Source organism: Hydrogenophaga sp., assembly GCF_019264445.1.
Taxonomy (GTDB): domain Bacteria; phylum Pseudomonadota; class Gammaproteobacteria; order Burkholderiales; family Burkholderiaceae_C; genus Hydrogenophaga.
This window is the reverse complement of record NZ_JAHVAB010000070.1, coordinates 1-26,247: the sequence shown is the minus strand read 5'-3', so window position 1 is coordinate 26,247 and position 26,247 is coordinate 1. Positions and strand designations below refer to the sequence as shown.

Genomic DNA, 26,247 nt, shown 5'->3' with positions numbered 1-26,247 from the left:
GGTAGGGACTCCGCCGGGCCGCCCCAAGGAAGGCCCGCGCCCCCTTGGGGGGCAGCGACCCGCGCAGCGGTGGAGCGTGGGGGTTGTCATTTCTTCCAGACGAGGCGGTAAGCAATGAGCGTGTCGCAGGCCAGCAGCGCAAACAGCAGCAGCCCCTGGAACACGCCGGTGATCGACTTGGGCAGGCCCAGGCGCGACTGCGCGAGTTCGCCACCGATGTAGAACATGCTCATGAGCAGGGCCGAGAACACGATGCCCACCGGGTGCAGCCGCCCCACGAAGGCCACGATGATCGCGGCAAAGCCATAGCCGGCCGGCACATACGGCGTGAGCTGGCCGATGGGGCCCGCCACTTCCAGCGCGCCCGCCAGGCCGGCCGCGCCGCCGGAGGTGAGCAGCGCGATCCACAGCGCCTTGCGCGAGGAGAACCCGGCGTAGCGCGCGGCGGCAGGCGCCAGTCCACCCACGAGCTGCGCGTAGCCCGAGTAGGTGCGAAACAGAAACACCCACACCGCGGCCACCCCGGCCAGCGCGATCAGCAGGCCGATGGTCACGCGCGAGCCGCTCATGAGCTTGGGGATCTGCGTCACCGCCTCGAAGGTCTTGGTCTGCGGAAAGTTGTAGCCCTGCGGGTCTTTCCAGGGGCCATACACCAGAAAGTTCAGCACCTGGATGGCCACATACACCAGCATCAGGCTCACCAGGATTTCGTTGGCGTTGAAGCGGTCGCGCAGCAGCGCGGTGATGCCCGCCCACAGCATGCCGCCGAGCACGCCGGCGGCGAGCACGGCCGGCACGATCCAGGGGCCGGTGGTCTTGCTGGCCGTGAGCGCCACGCCCGCAGCAAAGATCGCACCGATGATGTACTGCCCCTCGGCACCGATGTTCCACACGTTGGAGCGAAAGCACACGGCCAGCCCCAGCGCAATGATCAGCAGCGGCGTGGCCTTGACCATCAGCTCCGAGAGCGCATACGTGCTCTTGATGGGCTCCCAGAAGAACACCTGCAGGCCGCGCACCGGGTCTTTGCCGAGCACGGCAAACAGAATGACGCCGATCACCACAGTGATGAGCAAGGCCAGCACGGGCGAGGCATAGCCCCAGCGCGCCGAGGGCTGGGGACGGACTTCAAGCCGCAGCATGGGCGGTCTCCTTCTTGTTGTTGTTCGGTGCGGTGTCCCACAGGCCCGACATCCATTCGCCGATGCGCTCGATGGTGGCGTCGGCCCGGTCCAGGCTGGGCGAGAGGCGGCCTTTGGCAATGACGTGCAGGCGGTCGCTGATTTCAAAGAGTTCGTCGAGCTCTTCGCTGACGACCAGCACGGCGCAGCCGGCATCGCGCAGCTTGAGGATCTCGCCGCGAATCTGCGCGGCCGCGCCGACGTCCACCCCCCAGGTCGGCTGGCTCACGATCAGCAGCTTGGGTTTGGCCTCGATCTCGCGGCCGACGATGAACTTCTGCAGGTTGCCGCCCGAGAGCGACTTGGCTGCGGCATCGGGCCCGTTGGCCTTGACCTTGTAGCGCGCAATGATGTCGGCCGCCTGGGCCTTGAGCGCGCCCACGCGGATCCAGCCGCCCGCGCCGAGCGCGTCGTCGCGCGAGAGCAGCAGGTTGTGCGCCAGCGAAAGCGTGGGCACGGCACCGCGCCCCAGGCGCTCTTCGGGCACGAAATGCTGGCCCAGCGCGCGGCGCCGGCCGGGCGCGTCCTGCGACACGTCCTGCCCGCCCAGGCGAATGCTGCCCGCCGGCGCGCGCGTGTCTTCGCCCGAGAGCGCATAGAGCAGTTCGCTCTGCCCGTTGCCCGACACGCCCGCAATGCCCACCACCTCGCCAGCGCGCACGGTCAGCGCAATGTCGGCCAGGTGGGTACCAAAGGGGTCGTCGCTCTGCAGCGAGAGGCCGCTGACCTCCAGCACCGCCGCGCCCGCGTTGAGCGCGCGCACCTCCAGCGCGGGCGGCTCGGCGCCGATCATGAGGCGCGAGAGAGAGGCGTTGCTCTCCTGCCGCGGGTCGCACACGCCGGTGACCTGGCCGCCGCGCAACACCGTGCAGGCGTTGCACAGCTCGCGGATCTCGTGCAGCTTGTGGCTGATGTAGAGGATGCTGCAGCCCTCCGAGGCCAGCTTGCGCAGCACCACGAAGAGCTTTTCCACCGCCTGCGGCGTGAGCACCGAGGTGGGCTCGTCCAGGATGAGCAGCTGCGGGTTGGTGAGCAGCGCGCGGATGATCTCCACCCGCTGCATCTCGCCCACCGAGAGCGTGTGCACCGGGCGCGAGGGGTCGATGTCCAGCCCGTACTCGGTGGCCTTGGCGGTGATGCTCGCGCTCACCTCGGGCAGCGTGAGCGACTTCTCCAGCCCGAGCCAGACGTTTTCCGCCACGGTGAGCGTGTCGAACAGGCTGAAGTGCTGGAACACCATGCTGATGCCCAGCGCGCGCGCTTCCTGCGGGTTGCGGATGTGCACCGGCTTGCCGTTGAACATGACCGAACCCTCATCGGGCTTGACCGAGCCGTAGATGATCTTCATCAGCGTGGACTTGCCCGCGCCGTTCTCGCCCAGCACGGCGTGCACCTCGCCGGGCTGCACGGTGAGCGACACACCGCTGTTGGCCACCACGCCCGGATATCGCTTGGTGATGCCGCTGAGTTGTAGTCGGGACGTGGTCATGGGTCTCCTTTTTTGTGGGGCGGTCAGTGGTCGGCGTCGGGTCGCTTGAGCGACGCGGCCACGCTCTTGATCTGCTCGCGCAGCCAGCGCCCGGCCTTCGCGGCGTGGGTGCGCTCGTGCCAGAGCTGGTAATACATCATTCGCGGAAATTCCACCGGGCTGGGCAACACCTTGACGGGCAGCACGCCGGTGAAGCGGTCGCAGTATTGCCGACCCGTGGTCAGCACCAGCAGGCTGCCGGCCACCATGGCCGGAATCAGGCCGAAGTGCGGGCAACGGGCGGTGATGTTGCGCGCCAGGCCGAGCGCGGCCAAGTGGTCGTCGATGAAGCCGCGCGCGCCGGGGTGCGTGGGCGTGGGCGCGATGTGCTCGGCGCCCAGCCAGGCTTCCACGTCCCAGCCCCGGCGCGCCGCCGGGTGCTGCTGGGACACCAGGCAGACCACCTCGTCGCCAAACAGGCGGCCCAGGTGCAGGTCTTCGGGTGGCTGCGACCAGTTGCCGATCACCACGTCCACGTCGCCCTGCGCCAGGTGGTTGCGGTAGTCGGAGTCGCGCGAGAGCGGGTGGATGTCGATCAGGCAGTGCGGCGCCTGGCTCTTGATCTGCGCCACCAGCTGCGGCAGGAAGAGCGGGTCGAGGTAGTCGCTGGCGGCCAGGCTGAAGCGGTGGCGGGCGGTGGCGGGGTCAAAACTGCGGGCGTCGGAGAACAGCACCTCGGCGCTGCGCAGGATGTCGGCGGCCGGCTCGATCATGCGCAGGCCGGCCACGGTGGGCACCATGCCCGAGCCCGAGCGCACCAGAAGGGGGTCTCCGGCGAGTTCGCGCAAGCGCTTGAGCGCTGCACTGACCGCAGGCTGGTACATGCCCAGGCGCAGCGCCGCGCGCGACACACTGCGCTCGGTGAGCACGGTGTGGAGCACGCGAATCAGGTGCAGGTCAATCTTGTCGAACATGGACATGTATTTCAAACCCTTGTCATATGCGGCTGGATGGTGTTTTGGGCATTCTGGCCATATGCCCGAGCATATGTTGTGCCATGGGGGCAGCGCTATGCTGGCACGCATGAGCACCCCCCTATCCGCACAAACCCTGACCTTCCTGCGGCGCGGCCAACCCGTGACGCTGCACAACGTGGCCCCTGACCGCACCCTGCTGGAGGTGCTGCGCGAAGACCTGCACTGCACCGGCACCAAAGAAGGCTGCGGCGAAGGCGACTGCGGCGCCTGCACCGTGGTGCTGGGCGAGGCGGTCAACGGCCAGCTCGAATACAAGGCCATCAACAGCTGCATCCGGCTGGCGCACTCGGTGGACGGCCTGGCGCTGTGGACGGTGGAAGACCTTGCAGAGCAGGACGACCCCGCCGCCGGGCCGCCCCAAGGCGGGGGCAGCCCACCCGGGGGGCAGCGACCCGCGCCAGCGCAGGAGCGTGGGGGCCCACGTCTTCATCCGGCGCAGGAAGCCATGGTCCAGTGCCACGGCAGCCAGTGCGGTTTTTGCACCCCGGGCTTCGTCATGAGCCTCTTCGGGATGTACCAGAACACCCGAGGCGGCCAGGGCATTGACCGCGCGCAGGCCCAGGCCGACCTCTCCGGCAACCTGTGCCGCTGCACGGGCTACCGCCCCATCCTGGAGGCGGCGCAGCAGATGGGCAGCCTGCCCTTGCCGGCGGGTTGCGCCGTGAACGAAGCCGCCACGGTGGCCGCCCTCAAGAAAATCGCCCCCGCTCGCGGCTCCGGCTACCTGCGCCCCAAAACCCTCGCTGCCCTGCTGCAGGCCCGCGCAGCGCATCCCAAAGCCCAAGTGGTGGCGGGCTGCACCGACGTGGGCCTGTGGGTCACCAAGATGCACAAGCGCTTCGCCCAGGTGCTCGACGTCACCGCCGCGCGCGAGCTGCGGCGCGTGGAGACCTACCCCCACCACATCGCTATCGGTGCGGCCGTGACGCTGACCGACGCCTACGCGGCCCTGGTGGCCGAGCGCCCGCAGCTCAAGACCTTCGCCCAGCGCTTTGCCGGCCTGCCGGTGCGCAACTCGGGCACGCTGGGCGGCAACGTGGCCAATGGCTCGCCCATCGGCGACTCCATGCCGCTGCTGATCGCCCTGGGGGCCAGCGTGGTGCTGATGCGCTGGGACGCGCGGCGCGGCACCATCGCCCACCGCGAGCTGCGCCTGGAAGACCTCTACACCGGCTACCGCACCAACGTGATGCGCCCCGACGAGCTGCTCGCCTGGATCAAGGTGCCCCGGCCCACGGCCGGCCAGACCCTGCGCGTCTACAAGATCAGCAAGCGGTTTGACGACGACATTTCGGCCGTGTGCCTGGCCATCCAGGTGACGGTGGAAGACGGCGTGGTGAAGGCTGCGTCCATCGGCGCGGGCGGCGTGGCCGCCACCCCGGTGCGCGCCCGCCAGACCGAGGCCACCCTGCGCGGCCAGCCCTGGACGGCCGACACCGTGATGGCGGCAGTGGCCGCGCTGCGCGCCGAGTTCCAGCCCATTTCCGACATGCGCGCCAGCGCCCACTACCGCCAGACCGTGCTCGGCAACCTGCTGCAGCGCTTCTGGCTGGAGAGCCAGGGCCTGCAACACATCAACCTGGAAAGCCTGACCCCTTCCACCCTGGAGGCCCTGGCATGAACGCGCGCGACCAGAACGACACCGTTCGCCCTGAGCCCAAACAGACCGTTCGCCCTGAGCCTGTCGAAGGGCCGGCCCACCTGTCGGCCACGGCTTCGACAAGTTCAGCCCAAACCGACACCCGCGCCGCCGGCGTCTCGCGCTTCCACGAAAGCGCACGCGCCCAAGTGGCGGGCGCCGCCACCTACATCGACGACATCCCCGAAGTGCGCGGCACGCTGCACGCCGCCCCCGTGTGCTCGAACGTGCCGCACGGCCGGCTGCGCGGCATGGACACATCGGCCGCCCTCGCCATGCCCGGCGTGCGCGGCGTGTTCGGCGCGGCCGACATCCCGGGCGACCCGACGCTGGCCGCCTTTGCCCACGACGAACCTGTGTTCGCCAGCGACACCGTGCAGTTCACCGGCCAGGTGGTGGCGGTGGTGGTGGCCGATGACGTGATGACCGCGCGCCGCGCCGCGCGCCTGGTCAAGCTCGACATCGAGCCCCTGCCCGCCGTGCTCTCGGTGCACGAGGCCCATGCGCTGCAAAGCTACGTGCTGCCGCCGGTGCATGTGAAGCGGGGCAACGCTGCCGCCGCGCTGGCCCGCGCCCCGCACCAGCTCGAAGGCACGTTCGAGGTCGGTGGCCAGGAGCATTTCTACCTCGAAGGCCAGATCGCCTACGCGCTGCCGCTGGAACAGAACCAGTGGTGGATCTACTCCAGCACCCAGCACCCGGGCGAGGTGCAGCACTGGGTGTCGCACGCGCTGGGCATCCACAACCACGCCGTCACGGTCGAGTGCCGGCGCATGGGCGGCGGCTTTGGCGGCAAGGAAACGCAGGCCGGGCACCTGGCGGTGTGGGCGGCCGTGGCCGCGCGCAAGCTGCAGTGCGCCGTCAAGCTGCGCCTGGACCGCGACGACGACTTCATGATCACCGGCAAGCGCCACCCGTTTGCGTACCACTACCGCGTGGGCTTTGACGACAGCGGCCTGCTCTGCGGCCTCGACCTGGAGATGCTGGCCAACTGCGGCTTCAGCGCCGACCTCTCTGGCCCCGTGGCCGACCGCGCCATCTTCCACGCCGACAACGCCTACTTCCTGGAAGACGTGTCGATCTCCAGCTACCGCTGCAAGACCAACACGCAGAGCCACACCGCCTTCCGTGGCTTTGGCGGCCCGCAGGGTGTGATCGTGATCGAGCGCATCCTCAGCGACATCGCGCACACGCTGGGGCTCGACCCGCTGGATGTGCGCCTGCGCAACCTCTACGGCATCGAGACCCGCAACGTCACCCACTACCAGATGACGGTGGAGGACAACATCCTCGAACCGCTGATGACCACGCTCGCGCAGACCAGCCAGTACCGCCAGCGGCGCGAGCAGATCGCGGCCTGGAACGCCAGGAGCCCTGTCATCAAGAAAGGCATCTCGCTCACGCCGGTCAAGTTCGGCATCAGCTTCACGGCCACGCTGTTCAACCAGGCCGGTGCACTCGTGCATGTGTACACCGACGGCAGCGTGCAGGTGAACCACGGCGGCACCGAAATGGGCCAGGGCCTCAACACCAAGGTGGCCGCCATCGTGGCCGACGAGCTTGGCGTGCCTTTCGAGCGCGTGCTCTCCACCGCCGCCGACACCAGCAAGGTGCCCAACGCCAGCGCCACCGCCGCCTCCAGCGGCACCGACCTCAACGGCCGCGCGGCCCAGTTTGCCGCGCGCCATGTGCGCGACAACCTGGCGGCATTCGTGTCCGGGCTGGATGGCTGCGGCGCTGGCGCGGTGCGTTTCGAGGGCGGGCAGGTGATCACACCCAAGACCACGCGCAGCTTCAACGACGTGGTGCACGCGGCCTACGCCAACCGCATCCAGCTCTGGAGCGACGGCTTCTACCGCACGCCCAAGATCCACTATGACAAGACCACGCTCACGGGGCGGCCGTTCTACTACTTCTCGTACGGCGCGGCCGTGACCGAAGTGGCCATCGACACGCTCACCGGCGAGAGCCGCGTGCTCAAGGTCGACATCCTCCACGACGTGGGCCGCAGCATCAACCCGGCCATCGACGTCGGCCAGATCGAAGGCGGTTTCGTGCAGGGCATGGGCTGGCTCACCACCGAGCAGCTGGTGTGGAACGGCAAGGGCACGCTGGCCACGCACGCACCCAGCACCTACAAGATCCCTGCCACGGGCGACATCCCCGAGCACTTCAAGGTCGACCTCTGGCCCGAGCCCAACCGCGAGGACAACGTGCACGGCAGCAAGGCCGTGGGCGAGCCGCCTTTCATGCTGGCCATCAGCGTGTTCGAGGCGCTGCGCGACGCGGTGGGCCAGGCCGGCGGTCAGCCCGGGATGATGAATGCACCCGCCACCGCCGAAGAGGTGCTGCGGGCCGCGAGCGGCTGAGGCACCCAGGCCGCGCACCGAGGGTGCACCGTGGGCGAGCCCGATAAGCTAGGCCCCTTTGCACCCGCCACGCCTGCCCCATGAAAGACTTTCTCCCCGACTACGCCCACCCGTTCATCGATGTCATCACCATCGCCCTGCAGATCGCGCTGATCGTCTTCGTCGCGCTGCTGCTGCGCTCGATGCTGCACCGGCTGATCAACCGCATTTCGGAAGACAAGCAACTGCCGCTGGAATTCGCGATCGGCGGCCGTCGGGTGGTCACGTTTCTGTTGCTGGGCGCGGCCCTGCTGCTGGCGCTGGACCGTGTGGGCGTGTCCGGCATGGTGATCTGGACCGCGTTCACCGGCTTTGCCGCGGTGGGTGCCATCGCCTTCTTTGCCGCGTGGAGCGTGCTCTCCAACATCTTCTGCGCGGTGCTGATCTTCACCTCGCGCCCTTTTGGCCTGCGCGACCGCATCGAGCTGCTCGAAGGCGGTGACAAACCGGGGCTCGCAGGCGAGGTGATGGACATCAACCTCATCTACACCACGCTGCGCGAGGACACCGGGCCCGACGCCGAGCCCTCGTACCTGCGCGTGCCCAACAGCCTGTTCTTTCAGCGCACCACGCGTCTGCGCACGCGCGAATCGGTGGTGCGCTCGCTGCTGGACTGATCAGGACTTTGCTTCGGCCGGCGGCGTGGTGACCACCTGGCCGTCCTTCACCGGCAGCGTGGCGCCCGGCTTGAAGGTGGTGCGCACCGTGCCGTCCTTGCCCTCGAGCCGGTAAGTGACGTCGTAACCCATCACCTTTTGTGACTTTTCGTTCACCGTGCGGCAACGTTGCTCGGTCGTCGTGACCGTGTCCTTCTGCTGCATGTTCTTCTGCACCTGGTTGCCGGCGTAGCCGCCCGCCGCCGCACCGGCCACGGTCGCCAGCGTCTTGCCGCTGCCGCCGCCAATCGTGCTGCCCAGCAGGCCGCCGGCCACGCCGCCGATCACCGTGCCGGCAATGCGGTTCTGGTCCTTCACCGGCGCCTGGCGCTGCACCGCCACGTTCTCGCACTGCTCGCGCGGCGTCACGACCGTCTGCGTGACCTCCTTGACCGCCACCACATCGGCAAACGTGGGCTTTGTGAAGGTCTTGTAACCGCCCACCGCGCCGGCACCCAGCACCACCATGGCGAGACCGCCGATGGCCACACCCTTCATCATTGACTTGTCCATAGAAGCCTCCTGTTGGAAAGCCCGCAATCTAACCCCGCTGGCGCAACCACGTGTGACAAAACGTAGGCAAGCCCACCCTGCCAGTAGAATCGCGGCCCGCCCCACCCGCACCCTGTTCCATGCACTACTCCGTCTCCCACCACAAGCTCAAGCTCATCCTGGCCGCCCACGGGCTCAAAAACGGCTATGCCGGCGGTATCGACACGCTGTTTGGTGGCAAGGACGGCTACTACTGGTTCGGCACCCTGCGCGACCTCTGCCCCGAAGGCAAGACGCTGTCCTGGGAAGACCAGTACAGCATGGTCAATGCCATCCAGGCGCACGAAAACGCCACCGCCGAAGAAGACGAAATGAAGCCGCAGGTGCCCAGCGCGGCCAACATCGCGGCCATTTCCAAGCTGCTGGCCGACCCGATCTAACCCGGCCGTTTGAAGCGCAGGCGGGCCTTCTCGGCTTGCGCGCGCACCACGCAGCGCTCTGCGTGGTCGTTGATCAGGCCCATCGCCTGCATGAAGGCAAACACGGTGGTGGGGCCCACAAACTTCCAGCCCCGCCGCTTCAGGTCTTTCGACAACTGGACAGACGCGGCCGACGTCGACGCCGTCTGCGGCACGCCCAGCGCGTCGGCGGTCGGCTCGTGGCGCCAGAAGTACGCGGCCAGAGAGCCCTCGCGCTGCACCAGCTCCTGCGCACACGCGGCGTTGTGGATGACCGCTTCGATCTTGCCGCGATGGCGCACGATGCCCGTGTCGTCGAGCAGGCGCGCCACATCGCTTTCTGTGAAGCGCGCCATGCGGTGAAATTCAAACCCCGCGAAGGCAGCCCGGAAGTTCTCGCGTTTGGCCAGGATGGTGCGCCAGCTCAGGCCCGACTGAAAGCTCTCCAGACACAGCTTCTCGAACAGGCGGCGGTCGTCGTCCACCGGGAAGCCCCACTCCCGGTCGTGGTAGTCCAGAAACCCGGGCGCACCGGCACACCAGCGGCAGCGCTCAAGGCCATCGGGGCCGGGCAAGGTCGTGCTCATGTGTGTGCTCCGTTCAGTCCAGCGGCCAGGGGAGGTCGCGCTCAAGCGAGCGAGGCTCGCTTGGCGTTGGGGCCATCGGTTGTGAGGTGTCGAGCGTGCGCCACCACGGCACCACCGGCCTCAGGGCGGCGGGCTCCACCGCCTCGCCCAGCCGGGGCATGAGCAGCGGCGTGCCCGCGCCTTGCGCAGCCTGCAGCAAGGTTTCTGCGGGCTCGTCCCAGGCGTGCATGGCCAGGCTGAACGTGCCCCAATGCACTGGCAGAAACGCACCGCCGCCCAGCAGTGCGTGCGCTTTCAGGGCGTTCAAAGGGCCCAGGTGGATGTCGCCCCACGAAGGGTGGAAGGCACCCACTTCGAGCATGACGAGATCGAACGGCCCGAGCCGCTCGCGGATGGTGGCGTACTCGGTGGTCAACCCCGTGTCGCCACTGAAGAACACGCGGTGGCGCTCGGACTGCACCACCATGGACGACCACAGGGTGGCGTTGCGGTCTTTGAGACCACGCCCCGAAAAGTGCTGCGACGGCGCCGCCGTGATGGTCAGGCCCGTGCCGGGCACGCGGTGGCTTTCCCACCAGTCGAGCTCGGTGATGCGCTCGGGCGCCACGCCCCAGGCCTGCAGGTGGGCGCCCACGCCGAGCGAGGTGACAAAGGGCACGGCACTGTGCCTTGCCAGTGCGCGGATGGTCGGGTAGTCCAGGTGGTCGTAGTGGTCGTGAGAGATCACCACCACGTCCACTTCGGGCATCTGCCGCAGCCGCAGCGGCACCGGCTGAAAACGCTTGGGGCCCAGCAGGCGAAACGGTGAGGCGCGCGTGCCCCACACCGGGTCGGTCAGCACGCGGTGGCCGTCGATTTCAATCAGCACGGTGGAATGCCCCAGCCAGGTGGCCCGCAGGCCGCTGCGCGCCGGCTGGCTCCAGGCTTCGCGCGGGTCGTGTGCGGGCAATGGCGCGGCGGGTGTGCGCCGGTCGCCTGCGCCCAGAAACTCCTTGAGCGTGGGCCGGGGCACGCTCAGGTCGCGAAGCCCCGGCGCAATGGGGTGCAGGTTGCGAAAGCCCTCGCCGTTCCACAGCGCGGACGCCCGCATGCGCTCCAGCCGTTCGCCTTGTGCGCGCTTGCCAAAACTGTTCATCCTGTGTTCCTGTGTCAGTGCCGCAGGCCTGCGGCGCATCAAGTGGTTTCAAGCGGCTTCCAGAAAACGCGCATTCAAGCCAGCGCGCCCGGGGTAGAACTTGAAAAAGGGCCGGGCCTCTTCAATCGTGCGCGCCACCGAAGGGCGGTGGACCAGGCGCTCAAAGTAGGCCGCCAGCCGTTCGTGGGTGGCGGGTAAGGGCACGTAAGTCACCGCGTAAAACAGGGCAGGCGCCGCTGCGCAATCGGCCATGCTGAACGCGTCGCTGGCCACCCATTCGCGTCCTTGCAGCTGGCGCTCGATCACACCATACGCGGACAAAAGAGCTTCGTGGGCACGCGCCACGCCCAGCGCATCGCGGTCGGCTTCGGCGCGCAACAGGTCGGCGGTGCAGGCCTGCATGGGTGTCATCACATAAAGATCAAAGAAGCGGTCCCACGCGCGCACCGCAAGGGCCTCGTCGGCATCCTCAGGAATGAGGACCGCAGCGCCCGCCGCATGGTGGCGCTGCACGTGTTCGATGATGATGCTCGTCTCGGGGATGGGGCGCCCCTGATCGACCAGCAACGGCATCTTGCCCAGGGGCCACAAGGCCAGGAAGGCCTGCCGCTCGGCGGGGTCGCCGAGGTTGAGCAGGCGCCGATCCACCTCAACCCCCAGCTCATCCAGCGCAATCAGCACCTTGTGGCAGTACGAGGAGAGCGGATGAAAGTGAAGCGTGAGCGGGCTCATGTGTGGCGGGTTCCATGGTCAAGGCTGGCCGATGGTGCCCAGTGTGCACCCAACATCAAGCCTGGTACCAGACCGCATACACTTTGCCCTGCTCCGGGGTGCACGGACCTGCAAAGGTCTGGCGCTGAGACGGCTTGAACGCCGAACCCGTGAACTTGATCCGGTTAGTACCGGCGAAAGAAGAGCGCATGTCCCCATGGCGGCATGCGGGCGTGGCCCTTCCCTGGCGGGAAGCGGTGCGCTCGCCATCGCGGTGGTGGGGGCGGTCCTCCGGAGCATTTGTCCATGCCCATCCACCGGAACCGGAGACCGCCACCATGAATGCACCCGACCCCATCGCCAACGCCGCGTCCCTCGCGCTCAGCCGCGTCCCCTTCCCCGCCTCCCGCAAGATCCACGTGCCCGCCCAGCAGCCGGGCGTGCACGTGCCCATGCGCGAGATCACGCTCACCAACGGCGAGCGCGTCACCGTCTACGACACCTCGGGCCCGTACAGCGAGCCCTCGGCCATGATCGACGTGCGGCGCGGACTGCCGGACGCGCGCGGCGCGTGGATCGACGCTCGGGGCGACACCGAACACTACCCCGGCCGCATTCGCCAGGCGCAGGACGACGGCGCGAAGCACGAGGCCCGCGAGGCCGAGCGCATCGAAGCGCTGCGCGCACAAGCCGCCGGCCTGCAGCGCACACCGCGCCGCGCGCGCAACGGCGCCAACGTGACACAGATGCACTACGCGCGGCGCGGCATCGTCACACCGGAAATGGAATACGTGGCCGTGCGCGAAAACGGCCGACGCGAGTGGATGGCCGAGTACCTGGGCGACGCCGCACGCGAGGCCCGCCTGCGGGGCAACCCGATGGGCGCGCGCATCCCCGCGGTGATCACGCCCGAGTTCGTGCGCGACGAGGTGGCGCGCGGGCGCGCGATCATCCCGGCCAACATCAACCACCCCGAGGTCGAGCCCATGGCCATCGGGCGCAACTTCCTCGTCAAGGTCAACGCCAACATCGGCAACTCGGCGGTGACCTCCAGCATCGAAGAGGAAGTGGACAAGCTGGTGTGGGCGATTCGCTGGGGTGCGGACAACGTGATGGACCTGTCCACTGGCCGCAACATCCACACCACGCGCGACTGGATCGTGCGCAACTCGCCGGTGCCCATCGGCACGGTGCCGATCTACCAGGCGCTGGAGAAGGTGGGCGGCGTGGCCGAAGACCTGACCTGGGCGATCTACCGCGACACGCTGATCGAGCAAGCCGAACAGGGTGTGGACTACTTCACCATCCACGCCGGCCTGCGCCTGCCGTTCATTCATCTCACGGCGAACCGCCGCACCGGCATCGTCTCGCGCGGTGGATCGATCATGGCCAAGTGGTGCATCACGCACCACCGCGAGAGTTTCCTGTACACGCACTTCGACGAGATCTGCGAAATCATGAAGGCCTACGACGTGAGCTTCTCGCTCGGCGATGGCCTGCGCCCCGGCAGCGCGGCCGACGCCAACGACGAGGCGCAGTTCGCCGAACTGAAAACGCTGGGCGAACTCACGCAGATCGCCTGGAAGCACGACGTGCAGACCATGATCGAAGGCCCGGGCCACGTGCCGATCCACCTGATCCAGGCCAACATGGACGAGCAGTTGAAGCACTGCCACGAAGCGCCGTTCTACACGCTGGGGCCGCTCACGATCGATATCGCGCCGGGTTACGACCACATCGCGAGCGCCATCGGCGCGGCCATGATCGGCTGGATGGGCACGGCCATGCTCTGCTACGTGACGCCCAAGGAACACCTGGGCCTGCCCGACCGCGACGACGTGAAGCAAGGGTTGATCGCCTACAAGATCGCGGCCCACGCCGCCGACATCGCCAAGGGCCACCCCGGTGCCCGCGCGCGCGACGACGCCATGAGCAAGGCCCGCTTTGAATTCCGCTGGCACGACCAGTTCAACCTCGGCCTGGACCCGGACACCGCGCGCGACTTCCACGACGAAACCCTGCCCAAGGACAGCAGCAAGGAGGCGCATTTCTGCAGCATGTGCGGCCCGAAGTTCTGCTCGATGAAGATCACGCAGGACGTGCGCGACTTCGCCGAACGCGGCATGGCCGGGAAGTCGGCCGAGTTCAAGGCGGCGGGTGGGGCGTTTTATGTGCCGGTGGACGCCATCTCGAAAAAGGCCGACGCCTAAACTCCCGCCATGACCGACGACGACCTGCCCCCGCTGCACCCCACGCCCACCGGCCTGTACCGTCACTACAAGGGCGGCTGGTACGAGGTGCTGGACACCGTGCGATGCAGCGAAACCCTGCAGGGCATGACGCTGTACCGCGCGCTCTACGGCGGGTGGGGTCAGTGGGTGCGGCCAGCGGCCATGTTTGCCGAGGTGGCGGTGTTTGAAGGGCGCGAGCAACCCCGCTTCGTGCGGCACGACCCGGCACTCGTGCCGCTGGCCGAACTCGCCACGGCGCGGGCGCTCGTAGCCCACCTGCGCGGCCTCGCACAACGCCAGGGCATTTCCCTGGACACTGCCCTGCGCCTGCCGCCGCCCGAGCCCGAGACCTGCTGCGGGCGCGGCTGCAACGGATGCGTCTGGGAGGGCTACTACGCCGCCCTGCACTTCTGGCGCGAAGAGGCCCTGGCGCTCATGGCCTGAGGCCTCAGAACAGCTCCTGCTGCGCGCGCAAGGCCTGCGGCCGGAACTGCGAGGTGTCCAGCGGCTCGCGCTCGGTGTGGTAACCCAGGCGGGCGCAGGTTTTGTCAAATCGCTGTCGCAGCAGGTCGGCCCAGACGCCGCTGCCGCGCATGCGCTGGGCAAAGTCGGCGTCGTAGTCCTTGCCGCCGCGCATGTCCTGCACCCGCGCCATCACGCGCTGGGCGCGGTCGGGGTAGTGCTGCTCCAGCCACTGGCGAAACATCGGGCTCAGCTCCCAAGGCAGGCGCAGCACCGTGTAGAAGGCGCGGCGCGCGCCGGCCTCCCAAGCCGCTTCCAGCACGCGCTCCATGTCCTCGTTGATGAACGGGATCTGCGGCGACACGCTCACCCCCACGGGGATGCCCGCCTCGGCCAGCGTGCGCAGGGTGCGCAGGCGCCGGTGTGGTGCGGCCGCGCGCGGCTCCAGCACGCGCGCGAGCTTCGCGTCCAGCGTGGTGATGGTCACGTAAACCGCCGCCAGCCCCTGCGCGGCCATGGGCGCAAGAATGTCGATGTCGCGCTCCACCCCGCTGCCTTTGGTGACGATGGCCAGCGGATGCCTGGCCTGTGCCAGCACCGCGAGCGCCTCGCGCGTGAGGCGCAGCTCGCGCTCGACGGGCTGGTACGCATCGGTCACGGTGCCGATGGCCAGCAAACCGGGCACGTGGCGGGGGCTGGCAAGCTCGCGCTGCAGCACTTGAGCGAGGTGGCGCTTGGCAATGAGCCGGGTCTCGAAATCGAGCCCGGGCGAGAGGTTGAGATAGCTGTGCGTGGGCCGTGCGTAGCAGTACACGCAGCCGTGCTCGCAACCGCGGTAGGGGTTGAGGCCCAGCGCAAACCCCACGTCGGGCGAGTCGTTCCTGGTGATCGCGCTCTTGCACGTTTCCCAGCGCACCTCGGTGGCGGGCGGCGGCGCGGCATCGCGCGCTTGCGCTGCGTCGTCCAGCGCGCCCCAGCCGTCGTCAAACGCTTCGCGTGCGTCGCTTGCGAAGCGGTGCGGCTGCAGGTGCGCGATGCCTCGCCCCTTGATGGCCTGGATGGGAATGTGGACGCTTCGCATGGACCACCCACTGTACACAAAAACAGTGCTAGAGTGCAGCGTCTCAGGAGGGTTCATGACCTTGATTTCCACGGCGGTGCGCACCGCCGACCCCATCGTGTCCGTGCGCGGCGTGAGCAAGACCTACGCGGGCGGTTTCCAGGCCCTCAAGCACGTCGACCTCGACATCCAGCGCGGCGAAATCTTCGCCCTGCTCGGCCCCAACGGCGCGGGCAAGACCACGCTCATCAGCATCATCTGCGGCATTGCGCGCGCCAGCACAGGCACCGTGCTGGCCGACGGCTTTGACACCGAACACCACTACCGCGAGGCCCGAGCGGCCATCGGCCTGGTGCCTCAGGAGCTGCACACCGATGCGTTCGAGTCGGTGTGGGCCACGGTGAACTTCAGCCGCGGCCTGTTTGGCAAGGCGCCCGATCCGGTCTACATCGAGAAGGTGCTGCGCGACCTCTCGCTGTGGGACAAGAAGGACAACAAGATCATGACGCTCTCCGGCGGCATGAAACGGCGCGTGCTGATCGCCAAGGCGCTCTCCCACGAGCCGAAGATCCTCTTTCTGGACGAGCCCAGCGCAGGGGTTGATGTGGAGTTGCGCCACGACATGTGGCGCATGGTGCGCGAGCTGCGTGAGAACGGCACGACCATCATCCTCACCACCCACTACATCGAGGAAGCCGAAGACATGGCCGACCGCATCGGCGTGATCCGCCGGGGGGAGCTCATCGTGGTGGAAGACAAGGACGTGCTGATGCGCAAGCTGGGCAAGAAGCAGCTCACGCTCACGCTGCAGCACGCGCTGGAGCGCCTGCCAGAGGCGCTGGCCAGCTGGCCGCTCGAGCTCTCGGGCAACGGCCTCACGCTCACCTACACCTTCGACACGCAAAAGGAAGAGACCGGCATTGCCGAGCTGTTGCGCGCCCTGGCGGGCCAGGGCATCGATTTCAAGGACTTGCAGTCCAGCGAGAGCTCGCTCGAAGACATTTTCGTGAGCCTCGTGCACAACCAGCAGGAAGCACGCGCATGAACCTCCACGGCATCCAGGCCATCTACCGTTTCGAGATGGCACGCACCTTCCGCACGCTCACGCAGAGCATTGTCGCGCCCGTCCTCACCACGTCGCTGTACTTCATCGTCTTCGGCACCGCCATCGGGTCGCGCATGGGCGACATCGACGGTGTCACCTACGGCGCCTTCATCATTCCCGGCCTGGTCATGCTGTCGCTGTTGAGCGAGAGCATCTCCAACGCCTCCTTCGGCATCTACATGCCCAAGTGGTCCGGCACCATTTACGAGCTGCTTTCCGCGCCGGTGTCGTGGATCGAAGTGCTGCTGGGGTATGTGGGCGCGGCGGCCACCAAGTCGGTGGTGCTCGGTCTGCTCATCCTGCTCACGGCGCGGGTGTTTGTGCCGTACCACATCGCTCACCCGGTCTGGATGATCGGCTTCCTGCTGCTCACCGCCATCACCTTCAGCCTGTTCGGTTTCATCATCGGCCTGTGGGCCGACAGCTTCCAGAAGCTGCAGGTGATTCCGCTGCTGGTGGTCACGCCCCTGACCTTCCTGGGCGGCGCGTTCTACTCCATCAACATGCTGCCGCCCGTGTGGCAGACGGTCTCGCTGGTCAACCCGGTGGTCTACCTCATCAGCGGTTTCCGCTGGGCTTTCTATGGCGTGGCCGACGTGCACATCGCGGTGAGCACCGGCATGACGCTGGTGTTCATGGCGTTGTGCCTGGGCTTCATCTGGTGGGTGTTCAAGACCGGGTACAAGCTGCGCCGCTGAACGCGCATCGGCCAGACGAAAAAAAAGCTTCAGCGCCGAGGTGCTGAAGCTTTCTTTGCGAATCTCAGCGCAAGGCTGAGCGTGCGCTGCGGCAGGGCTTAGTAGCCGCCGCGGCCGTAGCCGCCACCGCCGGAGCGATCGCCACCGCCATAGCCGCCAGTGCGGGGGGGACGGGCTTCCATCGGACGGGCTTCGTTCACGGTGACGCTGCGGCCACCCAGCGACTGGCCATTCATGCCAGCAATGGCGGCTTGCGCCTCGGCATCGCTGCCCATTTCGACGAAGCCGAAGCCTTTGGAGCGGCCGGTTTCGCGTTCCATCATCACCTTGGCGCTGTTGACAGAACCGAACTCGGAGAACGACTCTTGCAGATCTTGGTCGCGAACGGTGTACGGCAGGTTGCCGACGTAAAGTTTGTTGCCCATGGAGGACTCCTCAAAGATACAAAAACAAAGCGATGGGGTCCCGACAGCACAACAAACCCGAGAGTGACGCCGTAGCGCACGAAACTGACCAATCACCTGACTTGCGCCCGCGATTTTTTCGCGGACGAGGGGGGAGTATGCGCCAGACGCAGCGGTTGCACCCGTTCTGGTGGTGAAAAGGGGCTATTGCGAGGCCGCACAATTCACTTTTTTCCTCGCGCGGGCTTGTTTTTGCCCGCGGCCGGCTTGAGCCGGCTGCCCGCCTGCTCCAGCCACAACAGCGTCTCTGCGTGGGCCATGAAGCGCTGCAGGTAGTCCGGCGAGAGCTCGCGCAGCAGGCCGAGCGTGCGCAGCACCAGCATGTGCGAGTTGAGCGGGCCGGCATTGTCCGGGCCGCGCTGCACCGCCTCGCTCACTTCGTCTTCGGCGCGCATGCGCGACCAGGTATGGCGAAAAGCCTGGGCGCTGCGCAGTTCGGTGCGGGCACCGGCCGGTGCCTGGCTGATCGCGGCCACATGCTGGTTGAGCTGGGCGAGTGGTGAGGCCGGCGACGGGTTCAGTGGCTGGCGCTTCGGGCGGGGCCGGGCGGGCGGGGCCGCTGAACTCGCGGACGGTGCCTCTTGCGCCACGGGGTCCGGCGCCTGCGCCTGCGCCTGCGCGAGTCTGGCTTGCAACACGCGCTGCACCGCTGGCGCAGCGACCTGCATGCGGCGCGTCAGCGCGGCCACATAGCGGGCGTGCACGGCGTCGCGGCTCACGCTAGCGGCCCTTCGCCGTGCCGTTGCTGCTCTTGGGCACCGGCGCCATTTCCACGCGGCGGTTGAGCGCGCGGCCCTTTTCATCGGCATTGGAAGCCACAGGCTGCTCGGCACCAAACGCGGCGCTGAACACGCGTTGCGGCGGCATGCCTTCCTGGATGAGCGCACGCGTGACCGTGAGGGCACGCTGGGCAGAGAGCTCCAGGTTGTCGGCAAAGCGCTGGTTGCGGGACTGCACGGGCTGGTCGTCGGTGAAGCCGCTGACCATGAGCATTTCGTCGCGTTCGCCCAGGTACACCTGCAGCGGCGGCACCAGGCTCTGGAGGATTTGCCGGCCTTCGGGCCGCAGCTGGTCGGAGTTGAGCGCAAACAGCACGCTGCCGCTGATGCCGATGCGGCCGTTGTCCAGCGTCACGCGGCCGTTTTGCAGCGGGATCGCCAGCGCCTTCTCCAGCGCCATGCGGCGCTGCTCTTCCTGCTGGCGCTTCTGCACCTCGGCCTCCAGGCTGGCCACCAGATCCATCTGCACCACCAGCACACCCACCAGAATGAGCACGAACGCGCCCACCAGACCGGCCATGAGGTCGCCGAACACGGCCCACACCGGCGCGGCGCGGTCGGTGCCGTCGTCGTCTTCCAGTGGACGCTCGTCCAGGCCCGTCATCACGCGGCTCCCTTGCCCGCTGCGCCCACCGGGCCACGCAGGCGGCGCAGGTCTTCGACGATGCCTTGTTGCGAACTGATGCTCAGGTCGATCACCTCACGGGCCTGCGCCACGTAGTACGCCAGCTGCTCGTCGCTGCGCGCCATGGACTGCGTGACCGCGCTCTCGATGCGCTGCAGGCTGTCGATGAGCTTTTCGTTGGTGGTGCTGAAAAGCTGCACGCCATGGGCGAACGCTTCGCCCAGGCTGGCGAGCTCGATGGCGCTGCCGCTCACTTGCGCGGCCACGTCTTCGGCACGCACGGCCTGCGCGCCCACGGTCTGGGCAAACTGCTGGCCCACCCGGTCGAGCACAGCGCCGGCCGAGGTCACGAGCGATTCAATCGCCGTGCGTTGCTCACCCGTGGCCTGCTGCACGCTCTGCAACAGGGTGTCGATGTGGCCCATGAGCGCGGCCTGCTCCTGCAGTGCGGTGTTGTCGCGTTCGGTGAGCTGGCTCATGTCGCGGCGCAGCTGGGCGATGACCTCGGCAGCGGCCTTGGGCGCCTCGGCGGCGGTGTCGATCAGGCGCGCCATCGGCGCTTCGAGCGCGCTGCCAAGCTGGGCCAGGTGGGTCGACACCTGCTCGTTCAACGAAGCCTGCAACCCGCTCAGGCGCTGTTGGCTGGCCTCGGCACGCGCGGCTTCTTCGAGGCGCAGCGTCGCCAGCTCGTCGCGCCAGAGGGTGGCGGTCTGCTCCAGCGTGTGGGCGGCGGCTTGTTGCTGCGCCAGCGTCTGCGCGCCCAGCTGTTGCCATTCGCCCTGCAGCGTCGCGCCCAGCGTCTGCAGGCTCTGCGCCCAGGCGGCATGCTGCTGCTGGCTGGCCAGGGCCTGTTCGGCGTGCGCGCGGCCCGCGCTGTCTTGCAGCCCCGTGATCAGCGCGGCGCAGCGCTCCTCGAAGGTGGCGGTGAATCCCGCCAGCGCACGGTCCAGCCCCTGCACCTGCTGCTCGCTGCTGCGGCTGTGGTGCTCCAAGGCGGTGGTCCAGGTCTCGGACACGGTGCGCGCGCTGTCTCCCCATTGCGCCGACAACCCGCTGAGCTGCGCCTGCACGGTGGCGCTCAGCCGCTCGTGCTGGCGCGTGGATTCCTGTGCAAGGGCCGTCATGGCCTTTTCCACCACGGGCTGCAGGCTCTCGCCCGCCGCGCGCGCGCTGGCGCTCAGACTCTCCTTGAGCGAGCGCTCCACCGATTGCGCCAGCCGCCGGTAGGACTCGTTCGCCTCCACATGGAAGGCGGCCTGTCGGGCCAGCAACTGGTCGTCCAGCTGCTGGTGCCGGCGATCGATCTGGCCCATGAGCGCCTGCAACTGGTCCGCCACCGCCGGCAGTGCGCCGGCCTGCTGTTGCAGCGCATCGAACGCGGCCTGGCGCTGCTGCGCCAGCGAGAAAGGGCGGAACACGGTGGCGGTGTGCGCATCGAGCAGGCGCGCCACCTCGCTGCGCTCGCGCCGGCTCAGTGCCGACATCAGCCCCAGCATGGCGGAAGTGGCCACCCCCACCACCGAGGTGCCGAATGCCAGGCCCAGGCCTTTGATGGGCGCGGCCAGCGCCGCGCGAATGGCCTGCAGGTCGGCCGAGCCTTCGAGCGTGAACACCACACCTTTGAAGGTGACCACCATGCCCAGGAAGGTGCCCAGCATGCCGAGCATGACCAGCAAGCCGATCAGGTACGGCGTGAGCGAGAGGCCAGGCAGCGCACCGCGCTCGCCTTCGATGCGCTGGCGCACCGGATCGCGCAGGGCAGCGGGCACACGCTCCAGCCACTCGCCCAGCGTGGCCAGCGGTTGCGGCACGTTGGCCAGCGCCTGCGCCAGCGACGCGGTGGTCTGCCGGTAGCGCCAGACTTCCTGCGCGCCGAGCAGGTAGACACCCCCAATGAGCACGGTCATGGCCAGGGCGAAGGCGCTGGAACCCACGAAACCGGCGCCCACCCACAAGATGGCTGCCAGCCCCAGGGCCAGTGCGGTGAAGAAAAACAATCGGTTCAGGGAGTGGCTGTTCATGGTTTCCATTCAATGGCGCTCCAGCGCTTCGACCATGCCCAGGAGGGGCTGCAGCCGAAGGTCCAGCTCGGCCAGCAAGGCGTGCTGAAGGTCCTGTTCAAAGTGGGCGGGCCACGCGTCGGGCTGGGCCTGCCGCCAGTGCTCGAAGCGCGCCTTGAGGAAGGCCGGCACACCCGAGAGCAGGCGCTGCTCGCGCCCACCGAGCATCTGGTCGAGCGCGGCGTCCAGCGCGGCGAGTTGTGCCAGCGAAGGCGAGGCGGCGGCCAGGGTCTGGCGCAGGTGGTTTCGCAGGGCGTCGATGCCCATTTCCATGCGACGCTGCTGGTCGAGGCAGCGCTGGTGGTGCGGCGCGAACTCGGCGTGGTCGGGTTCCGTGGGCGGGTATGGCGGCGTGCAGATGGCCTGCGTGAGCGTGGTGCGCAGGCGTTCGAGTGCGGCGCGGGCATCGGGTGCTGCCTTGGGCGCCGCGCGCTGGCGCGCGACCGCCAGCGCCGGCAAGGCCTGGTGGGCGGCGTGCAGCGCGATGGCATCGGCCACGTTCAACCAGCCGCCCAGGCGCTCGGCCAGGTCCTGGCGGGGCAGCTCCACCGCCGCAGGCAGCCAGCTGGCGAGCTCGCGCACCAGGGCAGAACGGTTGAAATGGCTGCGCAAAAGAGGTTCCTTGGCACCCGCGGGGCGGGCGCGATCGACATGTCGTGTTTCGGGGTGGCTCCGGGCGGCGAGAAGCCGCCGCGCGGAGCGCGCCGGTGTCACACCACCAGCACGGCCCGGAAGTCGTTCACATTGGTGTGCGTCGGGCCGGTGATGACCAGATCGCCAATGGGCTCGAAGAAACCGTAGGCGTCGTTGCGGGCCAAGTGGTCGGTGACCTTCAGGCCCTTTTCACCGGCACGGGCGAGCGTATCGGGCGTCACCAGCGCCCCCGCATTGTCCTCCACCCCATCGATGCCGTCGGTGTCGGCCGCCAGGGCCCACACGCCGGCCTGCCCGCCCAGCGCCTGTGCCAGGCCCAGGCAGAACTCGCCCGCCCGACCGCCCCGGCCCCGGGCCTGGCCCTCGGTGCGCGGGCGCACCGTCACGGTGGTCTCGCCGCCGCTGAGGATCACGCAGGGCTTGGCAAAACTGCTGCGGCCCAGCGCGGTGGAGCGCGCCAGGGCGCCATGCACCTTGCCCACCTCGCGCGACTCGCCTTCGATCTCGTCGCTCAGGATCACCACGTTCAGGCCGAGCTGGCGCGCCGCATCGGCAGCGGCTTCCAGGCTTTGCTGGGGCGTGGCAATGAGTTCCACCGCATGCCCCTGCAGGCGGGCGTCACCGGGTTTGGGCGTCTCGAGGGCACCGCTCTCCAGTTGCGCACGCACGGCGGGCGGCACGTCGATGCCGTAGCGCCGCAGGATCTCCAGCGCCTCGGCGCAGGTGGAGGCATCGGCCACGGTGGGGCCGCTGGCGATCACGCTCACGTCGTCCCCGGGCACGTCGCTGATGGTGAGCGTGACCACGCGCGCGGGTGCGCAGGCCGCCGCGAGGCGACCACCCTTGATGGCCGAGAGGTGCTTGCGCACGGTGTTCATTTCGCCGATGTGCGCACCGCTCTCCAGCAGCTGGCGGTTGATGCGCTGCTTGTCTTCCAGCGTGAGGCCTTCGCAGGGCAGCGTGAGCAGGGCCGAGCCACCACCCGAGATGAGGCAGAGCACGAGGTCGTCTGCCGTGAGGCCTTCCGTGAGCTGAAGGATGCGCTGCGCAGCGGCCAGGCCCGCCGCATCGGGCACGGGGTGCGAGGCTTCCACCACCTCGATGCGCTGCGGCACACCGGCGGGGCGCGGGGGGGTGTGGTGGTAGCGCGTGACCACCAGACCGCTGAGCGGTGCGTCGGCCGGCCACAGCGCTTCCACCGCCTGCGCCATGGCACCACCGGCCTTGCCGGCACCGAGCACCAGCGTGCGCCCCTTGGGCGGCGGGGGCAGGCTGGCGGCGGTGTTGTGCAGGGGCAGCGCGCGCTGCACCGCCACGTCGTACAGGTGGCGCAACAGGGCTCGGGGGTCGTTCAGGCTGGGGGAGGCGGTCGGCTCGGTCATGGGCAGGAAGTCTAGCGAGTCCCCGGGCGCAGAAGTTACAGGCCGGTAACACGCCAGCGCTCAACCCGGCGCGGGCGCAATCTCGTGGCGGGCCATGAGCTCCAGGCTGCGGCACAGCGCAGCATGGTCCAGCCCGGCGAAGCCATGCGCTGCGCAGCTCTGCATGAGCTGGGCGGCGCTCGCGGTGTGTGGCAGGCTCACGCCCAGTTCCTTCGCGCCCTGCAGCGCCAGGTTCAGGTCTTTCTGATGGAGCTCGATGCGAAAGCCCGGGTTGAACGCGCGCTGGATCATGCGCTCGCCATGCACCTCCAGAATGCGGCTGGCCGCGAATCCCCCCATCAACGCCTGCCGCACCTTGGCCGGGTCGGCGCCGGCCTTGCTGGCAAAGAGCAGGGCCTCGGCCACGGCCTCGATGTTGAGCGCCACGATGATCTGGTTGGCGACCTTCGTGGTCTGCCCGTCGCCGTTGCCACCCACCAGCGTGATGTTCTTGCCCATGGCGGCCAACAGCGGCCGGGCGCGCTCGAACGCGGCTTCAGGGCCGCCCACCATGATGGTGAGGCTGGCTGCCTTGGCCCCCACCTCGCCACCGCTCACGGGGGCGTCGAGGTAGTCGCACCCGAGGGCGTTGATCTTCTGCGCAAACGCCTTGGTGGCCATCGGGCTGATGGAGCTCATGTCGATCACCAGCTGGCCGGGCTTGAGGCCCTTGGCCACACCGTTCTCGCCAAAGAGCACGTCCTCCACATGGGGCGTGTCGGGCACCATGGTGATGACGATGTCGGCGCGCCGGGCCACCTCGGTGGCGTTGGTGCAGATCGTCGCGCCCGCTTCCGCAAACGCCGGGGGCACCTTGCTGCGGCTCGCCACGAACAGCGTGTGCCCGGCCTTGCGCAGGTTCAGCGCCATGGGCGCGCCCATGATGCCCAGGCCAATGAAACCGACCTTGAGTCCGCCCGGGGTCATGCCGGCTCTCCTTGCCGTTGTGCCAGCGTCTGGCCATGTGCCGCCACCCATGCCAATCCCCGGTCGGTGCCGCCCGGGCTGGCGTCGCGTGGCTTGTATTCGCAGCCGATGTGGCCGCGGTAGCCCAGGGCATCAATGAAGTCGAACAGGTGGCGGTAATGGATTTCCCCGGTGCCCGGCTCGTGGCGGCCGGGTGTGTCGGCCAGTTGCATGTGGGCGATGCGCGGCAGCAGTTCGCGGATGGTGTTGCACAGCTCACCTTCCATGCGCTGCGCGTGGTAGATGTCGTACTGCAGGAACAGGTTGTCCGAGCCCACCTCGTCCATGAGGGCGATGGCCTGGCGCGGCCGGTTGATAAAGAAACCGGGCATGTCGAAGCGGTTGATGGGCTCCAGCAAGAGCCGCACGCCCTGCTGCCGCGCTGCCGTGGCGGCAAAGCGCAGGTTGCCCACCAGCGTGGCGCGGGCCTGCGCCTCGCTCACACCCTGCGGGGGAATGCCGGCCATGCAGTGCAGCTGCGGCGTGCCCAGCACGGCGGCGTATTGCAGGGCAAGCGCCACGCCAGCGCGGAACTCGTCTTCGCGGCCGGGCCAGCACGCGGTGCCGCGTTCGCCCGCCGCCCAGTCCCCCGGCGGCAGGTTGTGCAGCACCAGTTGCAGGCGGTGGTCTTTCAGGCGCTGCGCGATGTCGTCGGCCTCGAATTCGTAGGGAAACAGAAACTCCACCGCGGTGAAGCCGGCGCGCGCGGCGGCGGCAAAGCGGTCGAGAAACGGCAGCTCGTTCCAGAGCATCGAGAGGTTGGCGGCGAACTGGGGCATGGGGCGTGTCCTTGTCTTGTACTGGTGCGTTCAGTCGAGCAGTCCGGCCGTCTCCAGGCCCTGGGGTGCACGGCAATCGATGGCCTCGAATTCGTTGATCTTGTCGATCTCGGTGCCCATGGCGATGTTGGTCACGCGTTCGAGTATGCATTCCACCACCACGGGCACGCGGTGCTGCGCGGCGAGCTGCTGCGCCTGGCGCAGCGCGCCCTGCAGTTGCCCGGGATCGGTCACGCGCAAGGCCTTGCACCCCAAGCCCTCGACCACGGCGACATGGTCCACCCCATAGCCGCGCAGATCGCCCGCGCCCTCCTCCACGTTCTGGTTGTCAAAGGCGAGCTGCACGCAGTAGTCCATGTCGAAGCCGCGCTGGCTCTGGCGGATGAGGCCGAGGTACGAGTTGTTCACCAGCACATGCACATAGGGCAGGCGAAACTGCGCGCCCACGGCCAGCTCTTCGATCAGGAACTGGAAGTCGTAGTCGCCCGAGAGCGCCACCACCTGCTTCGTCGGATCGGACGCGACCACGCCGAGTGCGGCCGGCAAGGTCCAGCCCAGCGGGCCGGCCTGCCCGCAGTTGATCCACTGGCGCGGCCCATACACATGCAGGAACTGCGCCCCCGCGATCTGCGACAGGCCGATGGTGCTCACGTACACCGTGTCGCGGCCGAACACCTGGTTCATCTCTTCGTACACGCGGTGCGGCTTCATCGGGATCTGCTCGAAGTGCGTCTGGCGCAACATGGTGCGCTTGCGCTCGGCACAGCGACCCGCCCAGCTGGCGTAGCTCGGCCACTGGCCAGCGGCCTTGCGTTCGCGCGCCACTTCCACGAACAGCTGCAGCGCGGCCCTGGCGTCGGAGACGATGCCGAAGTCCGGCTCGAACACGCGCCCGATCTGCGTGGGCTCAATGTCCACGTGCACGAACTTGCGTCCCCTGGTGTAGGTCTCGACCGAGCCGGTGTGCCGGTTGGCCCAGCGGTTGCCGATGCCCAGCACAAAGTCGCTGGCCAGCAGGGTGGCGTTGCCGTAGCGGTGGCTGGTCTGCAGGCCGACCATGCCGGCCATGAGCGGGTGGTCGTCGGGGATCGTGCCCCAGCCCATGAGCGTGGGGATCACCGGCACGCCAGTGAGCTCGGCCAGCTCCACCAACAGGTCGGCGGGGGGGGGG

Annotated in this window: 25 protein-coding genes, 1 pseudogene and 1 riboswitch; of the genes and pseudogenes, 9 read left to right on the top strand and 17 right to left on the bottom strand. The window is 68.2% G+C overall.

Translation table 11 applies throughout. From position 1 onward, the window contains the following. Positions 1-86 precede the first annotated feature (86 nt). From KXJ60_RS15640 to KXJ60_RS15630, 3 genes are read right to left on the bottom strand one after another with little or no spacing between them, the layout of a single operon-like run. Entirely contained in the window at positions 87-1,142 is a 1,056-nt protein-coding gene (locus KXJ60_RS15640; RefSeq protein WP_291129967.1) for an ABC transporter permease, read from the bottom strand. After that, a complete protein-coding gene (locus tag KXJ60_RS15635; RefSeq protein ID WP_291129964.1) occupies positions 1,129-2,670 on the bottom strand; it encodes an ABC transporter ATP-binding protein in 1,542 nt (513 codons plus the stop codon). The genes KXJ60_RS15640 and KXJ60_RS15635 overlap by 14 nt, the downstream gene beginning before the upstream one ends. Positions 2,671-2,693: 23 nt before the next feature. Further along, complete coding sequence (locus KXJ60_RS15630; protein ID WP_291129961.1) at positions 2,694-3,638, bottom strand: LysR family transcriptional regulator; 945 nt, start codon at positions 3,636-3,638, stop codon at positions 2,694-2,696. Positions 3,639-3,732: 94 nt separating this feature from the next. On the opposite strand from KXJ60_RS15630, the gene xdhA reads away from it, so the two are divergent. From xdhA to KXJ60_RS15615, 3 genes are all read left to right on the top strand, one after another. Next, positions 3,733-5,307, top strand: a complete 1,575-nt coding sequence (xdhA, locus tag KXJ60_RS15625; RefSeq protein ID WP_291129956.1) for a xanthine dehydrogenase small subunit — start codon at positions 3,733-3,735, stop codon at positions 5,305-5,307. Further along, the gene (gene xdhB / locus KXJ60_RS15620) at positions 5,304-7,694 is read left to right on the top strand and encodes a xanthine dehydrogenase molybdopterin binding subunit (RefSeq protein WP_291129945.1); all 2,391 of its coding nucleotides are present in this window, start codon (positions 5,304-5,306) and stop codon (positions 7,692-7,694) included. Before xdhA ends, xdhB begins: the two co-directional genes overlap by 4 nt. 80 nt (positions 7,695-7,774) lie before the next feature. Continuing rightward, entirely contained in the window at positions 7,775-8,350 is a 576-nt protein-coding gene (locus tag KXJ60_RS15615; RefSeq protein ID WP_291129943.1) for a mechanosensitive ion channel family protein, read from the top strand. Here the strand turns inward: KXJ60_RS15615 and KXJ60_RS15610 are convergent, their stop codons facing one another. Further along, positions 8,351-8,902 carry a glycine zipper 2TM domain-containing protein gene (locus KXJ60_RS15610; RefSeq protein WP_291129941.1) on the bottom strand — a complete coding sequence of 184 codons (552 nt, stop codon included), beginning with the start codon at positions 8,900-8,902 and terminating at the stop codon, positions 8,351-8,353. It lies immediately after the preceding gene. Between the two features lie 119 nt (positions 8,903-9,021). Here KXJ60_RS15610 and KXJ60_RS15605 point away from each other — a divergent pair, with 119 nt between their 5' ends. Beyond that, positions 9,022-9,321: a hypothetical protein gene (locus tag KXJ60_RS15605; RefSeq protein WP_291129938.1), complete on the top strand. Its 300-nt coding sequence runs from the start codon at positions 9,022-9,024 to the stop codon at positions 9,319-9,321. Here the strand turns inward: KXJ60_RS15605 and KXJ60_RS15600 are convergent. The 3 genes from KXJ60_RS15600 to KXJ60_RS15590 are packed head-to-tail and all read right to left on the bottom strand — an operon-like array spanning position 9,318 to position 11,793. Beyond that, the gene (locus KXJ60_RS15600) at positions 9,318-9,926 is read right to left on the bottom strand and encodes a DNA-3-methyladenine glycosylase I (protein WP_291129936.1); all 609 of its coding nucleotides are present in this window, start codon (positions 9,924-9,926) and stop codon (positions 9,318-9,320) included. The genes KXJ60_RS15605 and KXJ60_RS15600 overlap by 4 nt on opposite strands. A gap of 13 nt (positions 9,927-9,939) precedes the next feature. Then, positions 9,940-11,061, bottom strand: coding sequence for an MBL fold metallo-hydrolase (locus KXJ60_RS15595; protein ID WP_291129934.1), 1,122 nt, complete (start codon positions 11,059-11,061; stop codon positions 9,940-9,942). A gap of 48 nt (positions 11,062-11,109) precedes the next feature. After that, positions 11,110-11,793, bottom strand: coding sequence for a glutathione S-transferase family protein (locus KXJ60_RS15590; protein WP_291129925.1), 684 nt, complete (start codon positions 11,791-11,793; stop codon positions 11,110-11,112). A gap of 84 nt (positions 11,794-11,877) precedes the next feature. Next, positions 11,878-11,992: riboswitch (TPP riboswitch) on the top strand. Between the two features lie 118 nt (positions 11,993-12,110). Between KXJ60_RS15590 and thiC the strand changes: the two genes are divergently transcribed. The 3 genes and pseudogenes from thiC (at position 12,111) to KXJ60_RS15575 (ending at position 14,447) form a co-directional block, all read left to right on the top strand. After that, positions 12,111-13,982 (top strand): phosphomethylpyrimidine synthase ThiC, encoded by a 1,872-nt coding sequence (gene thiC / locus KXJ60_RS15585; RefSeq protein WP_291129913.1) that lies wholly within the window; start codon positions 12,111-12,113, stop codon positions 13,980-13,982. A 9-nt stretch (positions 13,983-13,991) separates the two neighbouring features. Further along, positions 13,992-14,219, top strand: a pseudogene (locus KXJ60_RS15580) (DUF1653 domain-containing protein); the annotation flags it as partial. Continuing rightward, positions 14,214-14,447 (top strand): oxidoreductase-like domain-containing protein, encoded by a 234-nt coding sequence (locus KXJ60_RS15575; RefSeq protein ID WP_366018598.1) that lies wholly within the window; start codon positions 14,214-14,216, stop codon positions 14,445-14,447. The pseudogene KXJ60_RS15580 and the gene KXJ60_RS15575, both read left to right, overlap by 6 nt. A gap of 4 nt (positions 14,448-14,451) precedes the next feature. Here KXJ60_RS15575 and KXJ60_RS15570 read toward each other — a convergent pair whose 3' ends face one another. Next, positions 14,452-15,546, bottom strand: a complete 1,095-nt coding sequence (locus KXJ60_RS15570; protein ID WP_291129905.1) for a PA0069 family radical SAM protein — start codon at positions 15,544-15,546, stop codon at positions 14,452-14,454. A 55-nt stretch (positions 15,547-15,601) separates the two neighbouring features. Here KXJ60_RS15570 and KXJ60_RS15565 point away from each other — a divergent pair, with 55 nt between their 5' ends. After that, positions 15,602-16,570: an ABC transporter ATP-binding protein gene (locus tag KXJ60_RS15565; RefSeq protein WP_291129903.1), complete on the top strand. Its 969-nt coding sequence runs from the start codon at positions 15,602-15,604 to the stop codon at positions 16,568-16,570. Next, positions 16,567-17,328, top strand: a complete 762-nt coding sequence (locus KXJ60_RS15560; protein WP_291129900.1) for an ABC transporter permease — start codon at positions 16,567-16,569, stop codon at positions 17,326-17,328. The genes KXJ60_RS15565 and KXJ60_RS15560 overlap by 4 nt, the downstream gene beginning before the upstream one ends. Positions 17,329-17,426: 98 nt before the next feature. Here the strand turns inward: KXJ60_RS15560 and KXJ60_RS15555 are convergent, their stop codons facing one another. The 9 genes from KXJ60_RS15555 to KXJ60_RS15515 form a co-directional block, all read right to left on the bottom strand. Next, positions 17,427-17,753 carry an RNA-binding protein gene (locus KXJ60_RS15555; RefSeq protein ID WP_291129898.1) on the bottom strand — a complete coding sequence of 109 codons (327 nt, stop codon included), beginning with the start codon at positions 17,751-17,753 and terminating at the stop codon, positions 17,427-17,429. A gap of 203 nt (positions 17,754-17,956) precedes the next feature. Continuing rightward, on the bottom strand, positions 17,957-18,511 hold the full coding sequence (locus KXJ60_RS15550; RefSeq protein ID WP_291129896.1) for a DUF2894 domain-containing protein: 555 nt from the start codon (positions 18,509-18,511) through the stop codon (positions 17,957-17,959). A 1-nt stretch (position 18,512) separates the two neighbouring features. Further along, positions 18,513-19,175, bottom strand: coding sequence for an OmpA family protein (locus tag KXJ60_RS15545; protein WP_291129894.1), 663 nt, complete (start codon positions 19,173-19,175; stop codon positions 18,513-18,515). After that, positions 19,175-21,217, bottom strand: a complete 2,043-nt coding sequence (locus KXJ60_RS15540) for a DUF802 domain-containing protein (protein WP_291129892.1) — start codon at positions 21,215-21,217, stop codon at positions 19,175-19,177. The genes KXJ60_RS15545 and KXJ60_RS15540 overlap by 1 nt, the downstream gene beginning before the upstream one ends. Before the next feature lie 9 nt (positions 21,218-21,226). After that, a complete protein-coding gene (locus KXJ60_RS15535) occupies positions 21,227-21,868 on the bottom strand; it encodes a DUF3348 family protein (RefSeq protein ID WP_291129889.1) in 642 nt (213 codons plus the stop codon). Between the two features lie 98 nt (positions 21,869-21,966). Next, positions 21,967-23,292, bottom strand: coding sequence for a glycerate kinase (locus KXJ60_RS15530; RefSeq protein WP_291129887.1), 1,326 nt, complete (start codon positions 23,290-23,292; stop codon positions 21,967-21,969). Positions 23,293-23,352: 60 nt separating this feature from the next. Next, positions 23,353-24,258 (bottom strand): 2-hydroxy-3-oxopropionate reductase, encoded by a 906-nt coding sequence (locus KXJ60_RS15525; protein WP_291129884.1) that lies wholly within the window; start codon positions 24,256-24,258, stop codon positions 23,353-23,355. After that, positions 24,255-25,076: a hydroxypyruvate isomerase gene (hyi, locus tag KXJ60_RS15520; protein WP_291129881.1), complete on the bottom strand. Its 822-nt coding sequence runs from the start codon at positions 25,074-25,076 to the stop codon at positions 24,255-24,257. The genes KXJ60_RS15525 and hyi overlap by 4 nt, the downstream gene beginning before the upstream one ends. A gap of 30 nt (positions 25,077-25,106) precedes the next feature. Further along, positions 25,107-26,247, bottom strand: a 1,141-nt coding sequence (locus KXJ60_RS15515; protein ID WP_291129878.1) for a thiamine pyrophosphate-dependent enzyme, incomplete at its 5' end; no start/stop codon positions are given.

Bases quoted from the DNA above. Each gene is read 5' to 3' on its own strand.
- KXJ60_RS15640 (WP_291129967.1), bottom strand. From the start codon at position 1,142: ATGCTGCGGCTTGAAGTCCGTCCCCAGCCCTCGGCGCGCTGGGGCTAT.
- KXJ60_RS15635 (WP_291129964.1), bottom strand. From the start codon at position 2,670: ATGACCACGTCCCGACTACAACTCAGCGGCATCACCAAGCGATATCCG.
- xdhA (WP_291129956.1), top strand. From the start codon at position 3,733: ATGAGCACCCCCCTATCCGCACAAACCCTGACCTTCCTGCGGCGCGGC.
- xdhB (WP_291129945.1), top strand. From the start codon at position 5,304: ATGAACGCGCGCGACCAGAACGACACCGTTCGCCCTGAGCCCAAACAG.
- KXJ60_RS15615 (WP_291129943.1), top strand. From the start codon at position 7,775: ATGAAAGACTTTCTCCCCGACTACGCCCACCCGTTCATCGATGTCATC.
- KXJ60_RS15610 (WP_291129941.1), bottom strand. From the start codon at position 8,902: ATGGACAAGTCAATGATGAAGGGTGTGGCCATCGGCGGTCTCGCCATG.
- KXJ60_RS15605 (WP_291129938.1), top strand. From the start codon at position 9,022: ATGCACTACTCCGTCTCCCACCACAAGCTCAAGCTCATCCTGGCCGCC.
- KXJ60_RS15600 (WP_291129936.1), bottom strand. From the start codon at position 9,926: ATGAGCACGACCTTGCCCGGCCCCGATGGCCTTGAGCGCTGCCGCTGG.
- KXJ60_RS15595 (WP_291129934.1), bottom strand. From the start codon at position 11,061: ATGAACAGTTTTGGCAAGCGCGCACAAGGCGAACGGCTGGAGCGCATG.
- KXJ60_RS15590 (WP_291129925.1), bottom strand. From the start codon at position 11,793: ATGAGCCCGCTCACGCTTCACTTTCATCCGCTCTCCTCGTACTGCCAC.
- thiC (WP_291129913.1), top strand. From the start codon at position 12,111: ATGAATGCACCCGACCCCATCGCCAACGCCGCGTCCCTCGCGCTCAGC.
- KXJ60_RS15570 (WP_291129905.1), bottom strand. From the start codon at position 15,546: ATGCGAAGCGTCCACATTCCCATCCAGGCCATCAAGGGGCGAGGCATC.
- KXJ60_RS15565 (WP_291129903.1), top strand. From the start codon at position 15,602: ATGACCTTGATTTCCACGGCGGTGCGCACCGCCGACCCCATCGTGTCC.
- KXJ60_RS15560 (WP_291129900.1), top strand. From the start codon at position 16,567: ATGAACCTCCACGGCATCCAGGCCATCTACCGTTTCGAGATGGCACGC.
- KXJ60_RS15555 (WP_291129898.1), bottom strand. From the start codon at position 17,753: ATGGGCAACAAACTTTACGTCGGCAACCTGCCGTACACCGTTCGCGAC.
- KXJ60_RS15545 (WP_291129894.1), bottom strand. From the start codon at position 19,175: ATGACGGGCCTGGACGAGCGTCCACTGGAAGACGACGACGGCACCGAC.
- KXJ60_RS15540 (WP_291129892.1), bottom strand. From the start codon at position 21,217: ATGAACAGCCACTCCCTGAACCGATTGTTTTTCTTCACCGCACTGGCC.
- KXJ60_RS15530 (WP_291129887.1), bottom strand. From the start codon at position 23,292: ATGACCGAGCCGACCGCCTCCCCCAGCCTGAACGACCCCCGAGCCCTG.
- KXJ60_RS15525 (WP_291129884.1), bottom strand. From the start codon at position 24,258: ATGACCCCGGGCGGACTCAAGGTCGGTTTCATTGGCCTGGGCATCATG.
- hyi (WP_291129881.1), bottom strand. From the start codon at position 25,076: ATGCCCCAGTTCGCCGCCAACCTCTCGATGCTCTGGAACGAGCTGCCG.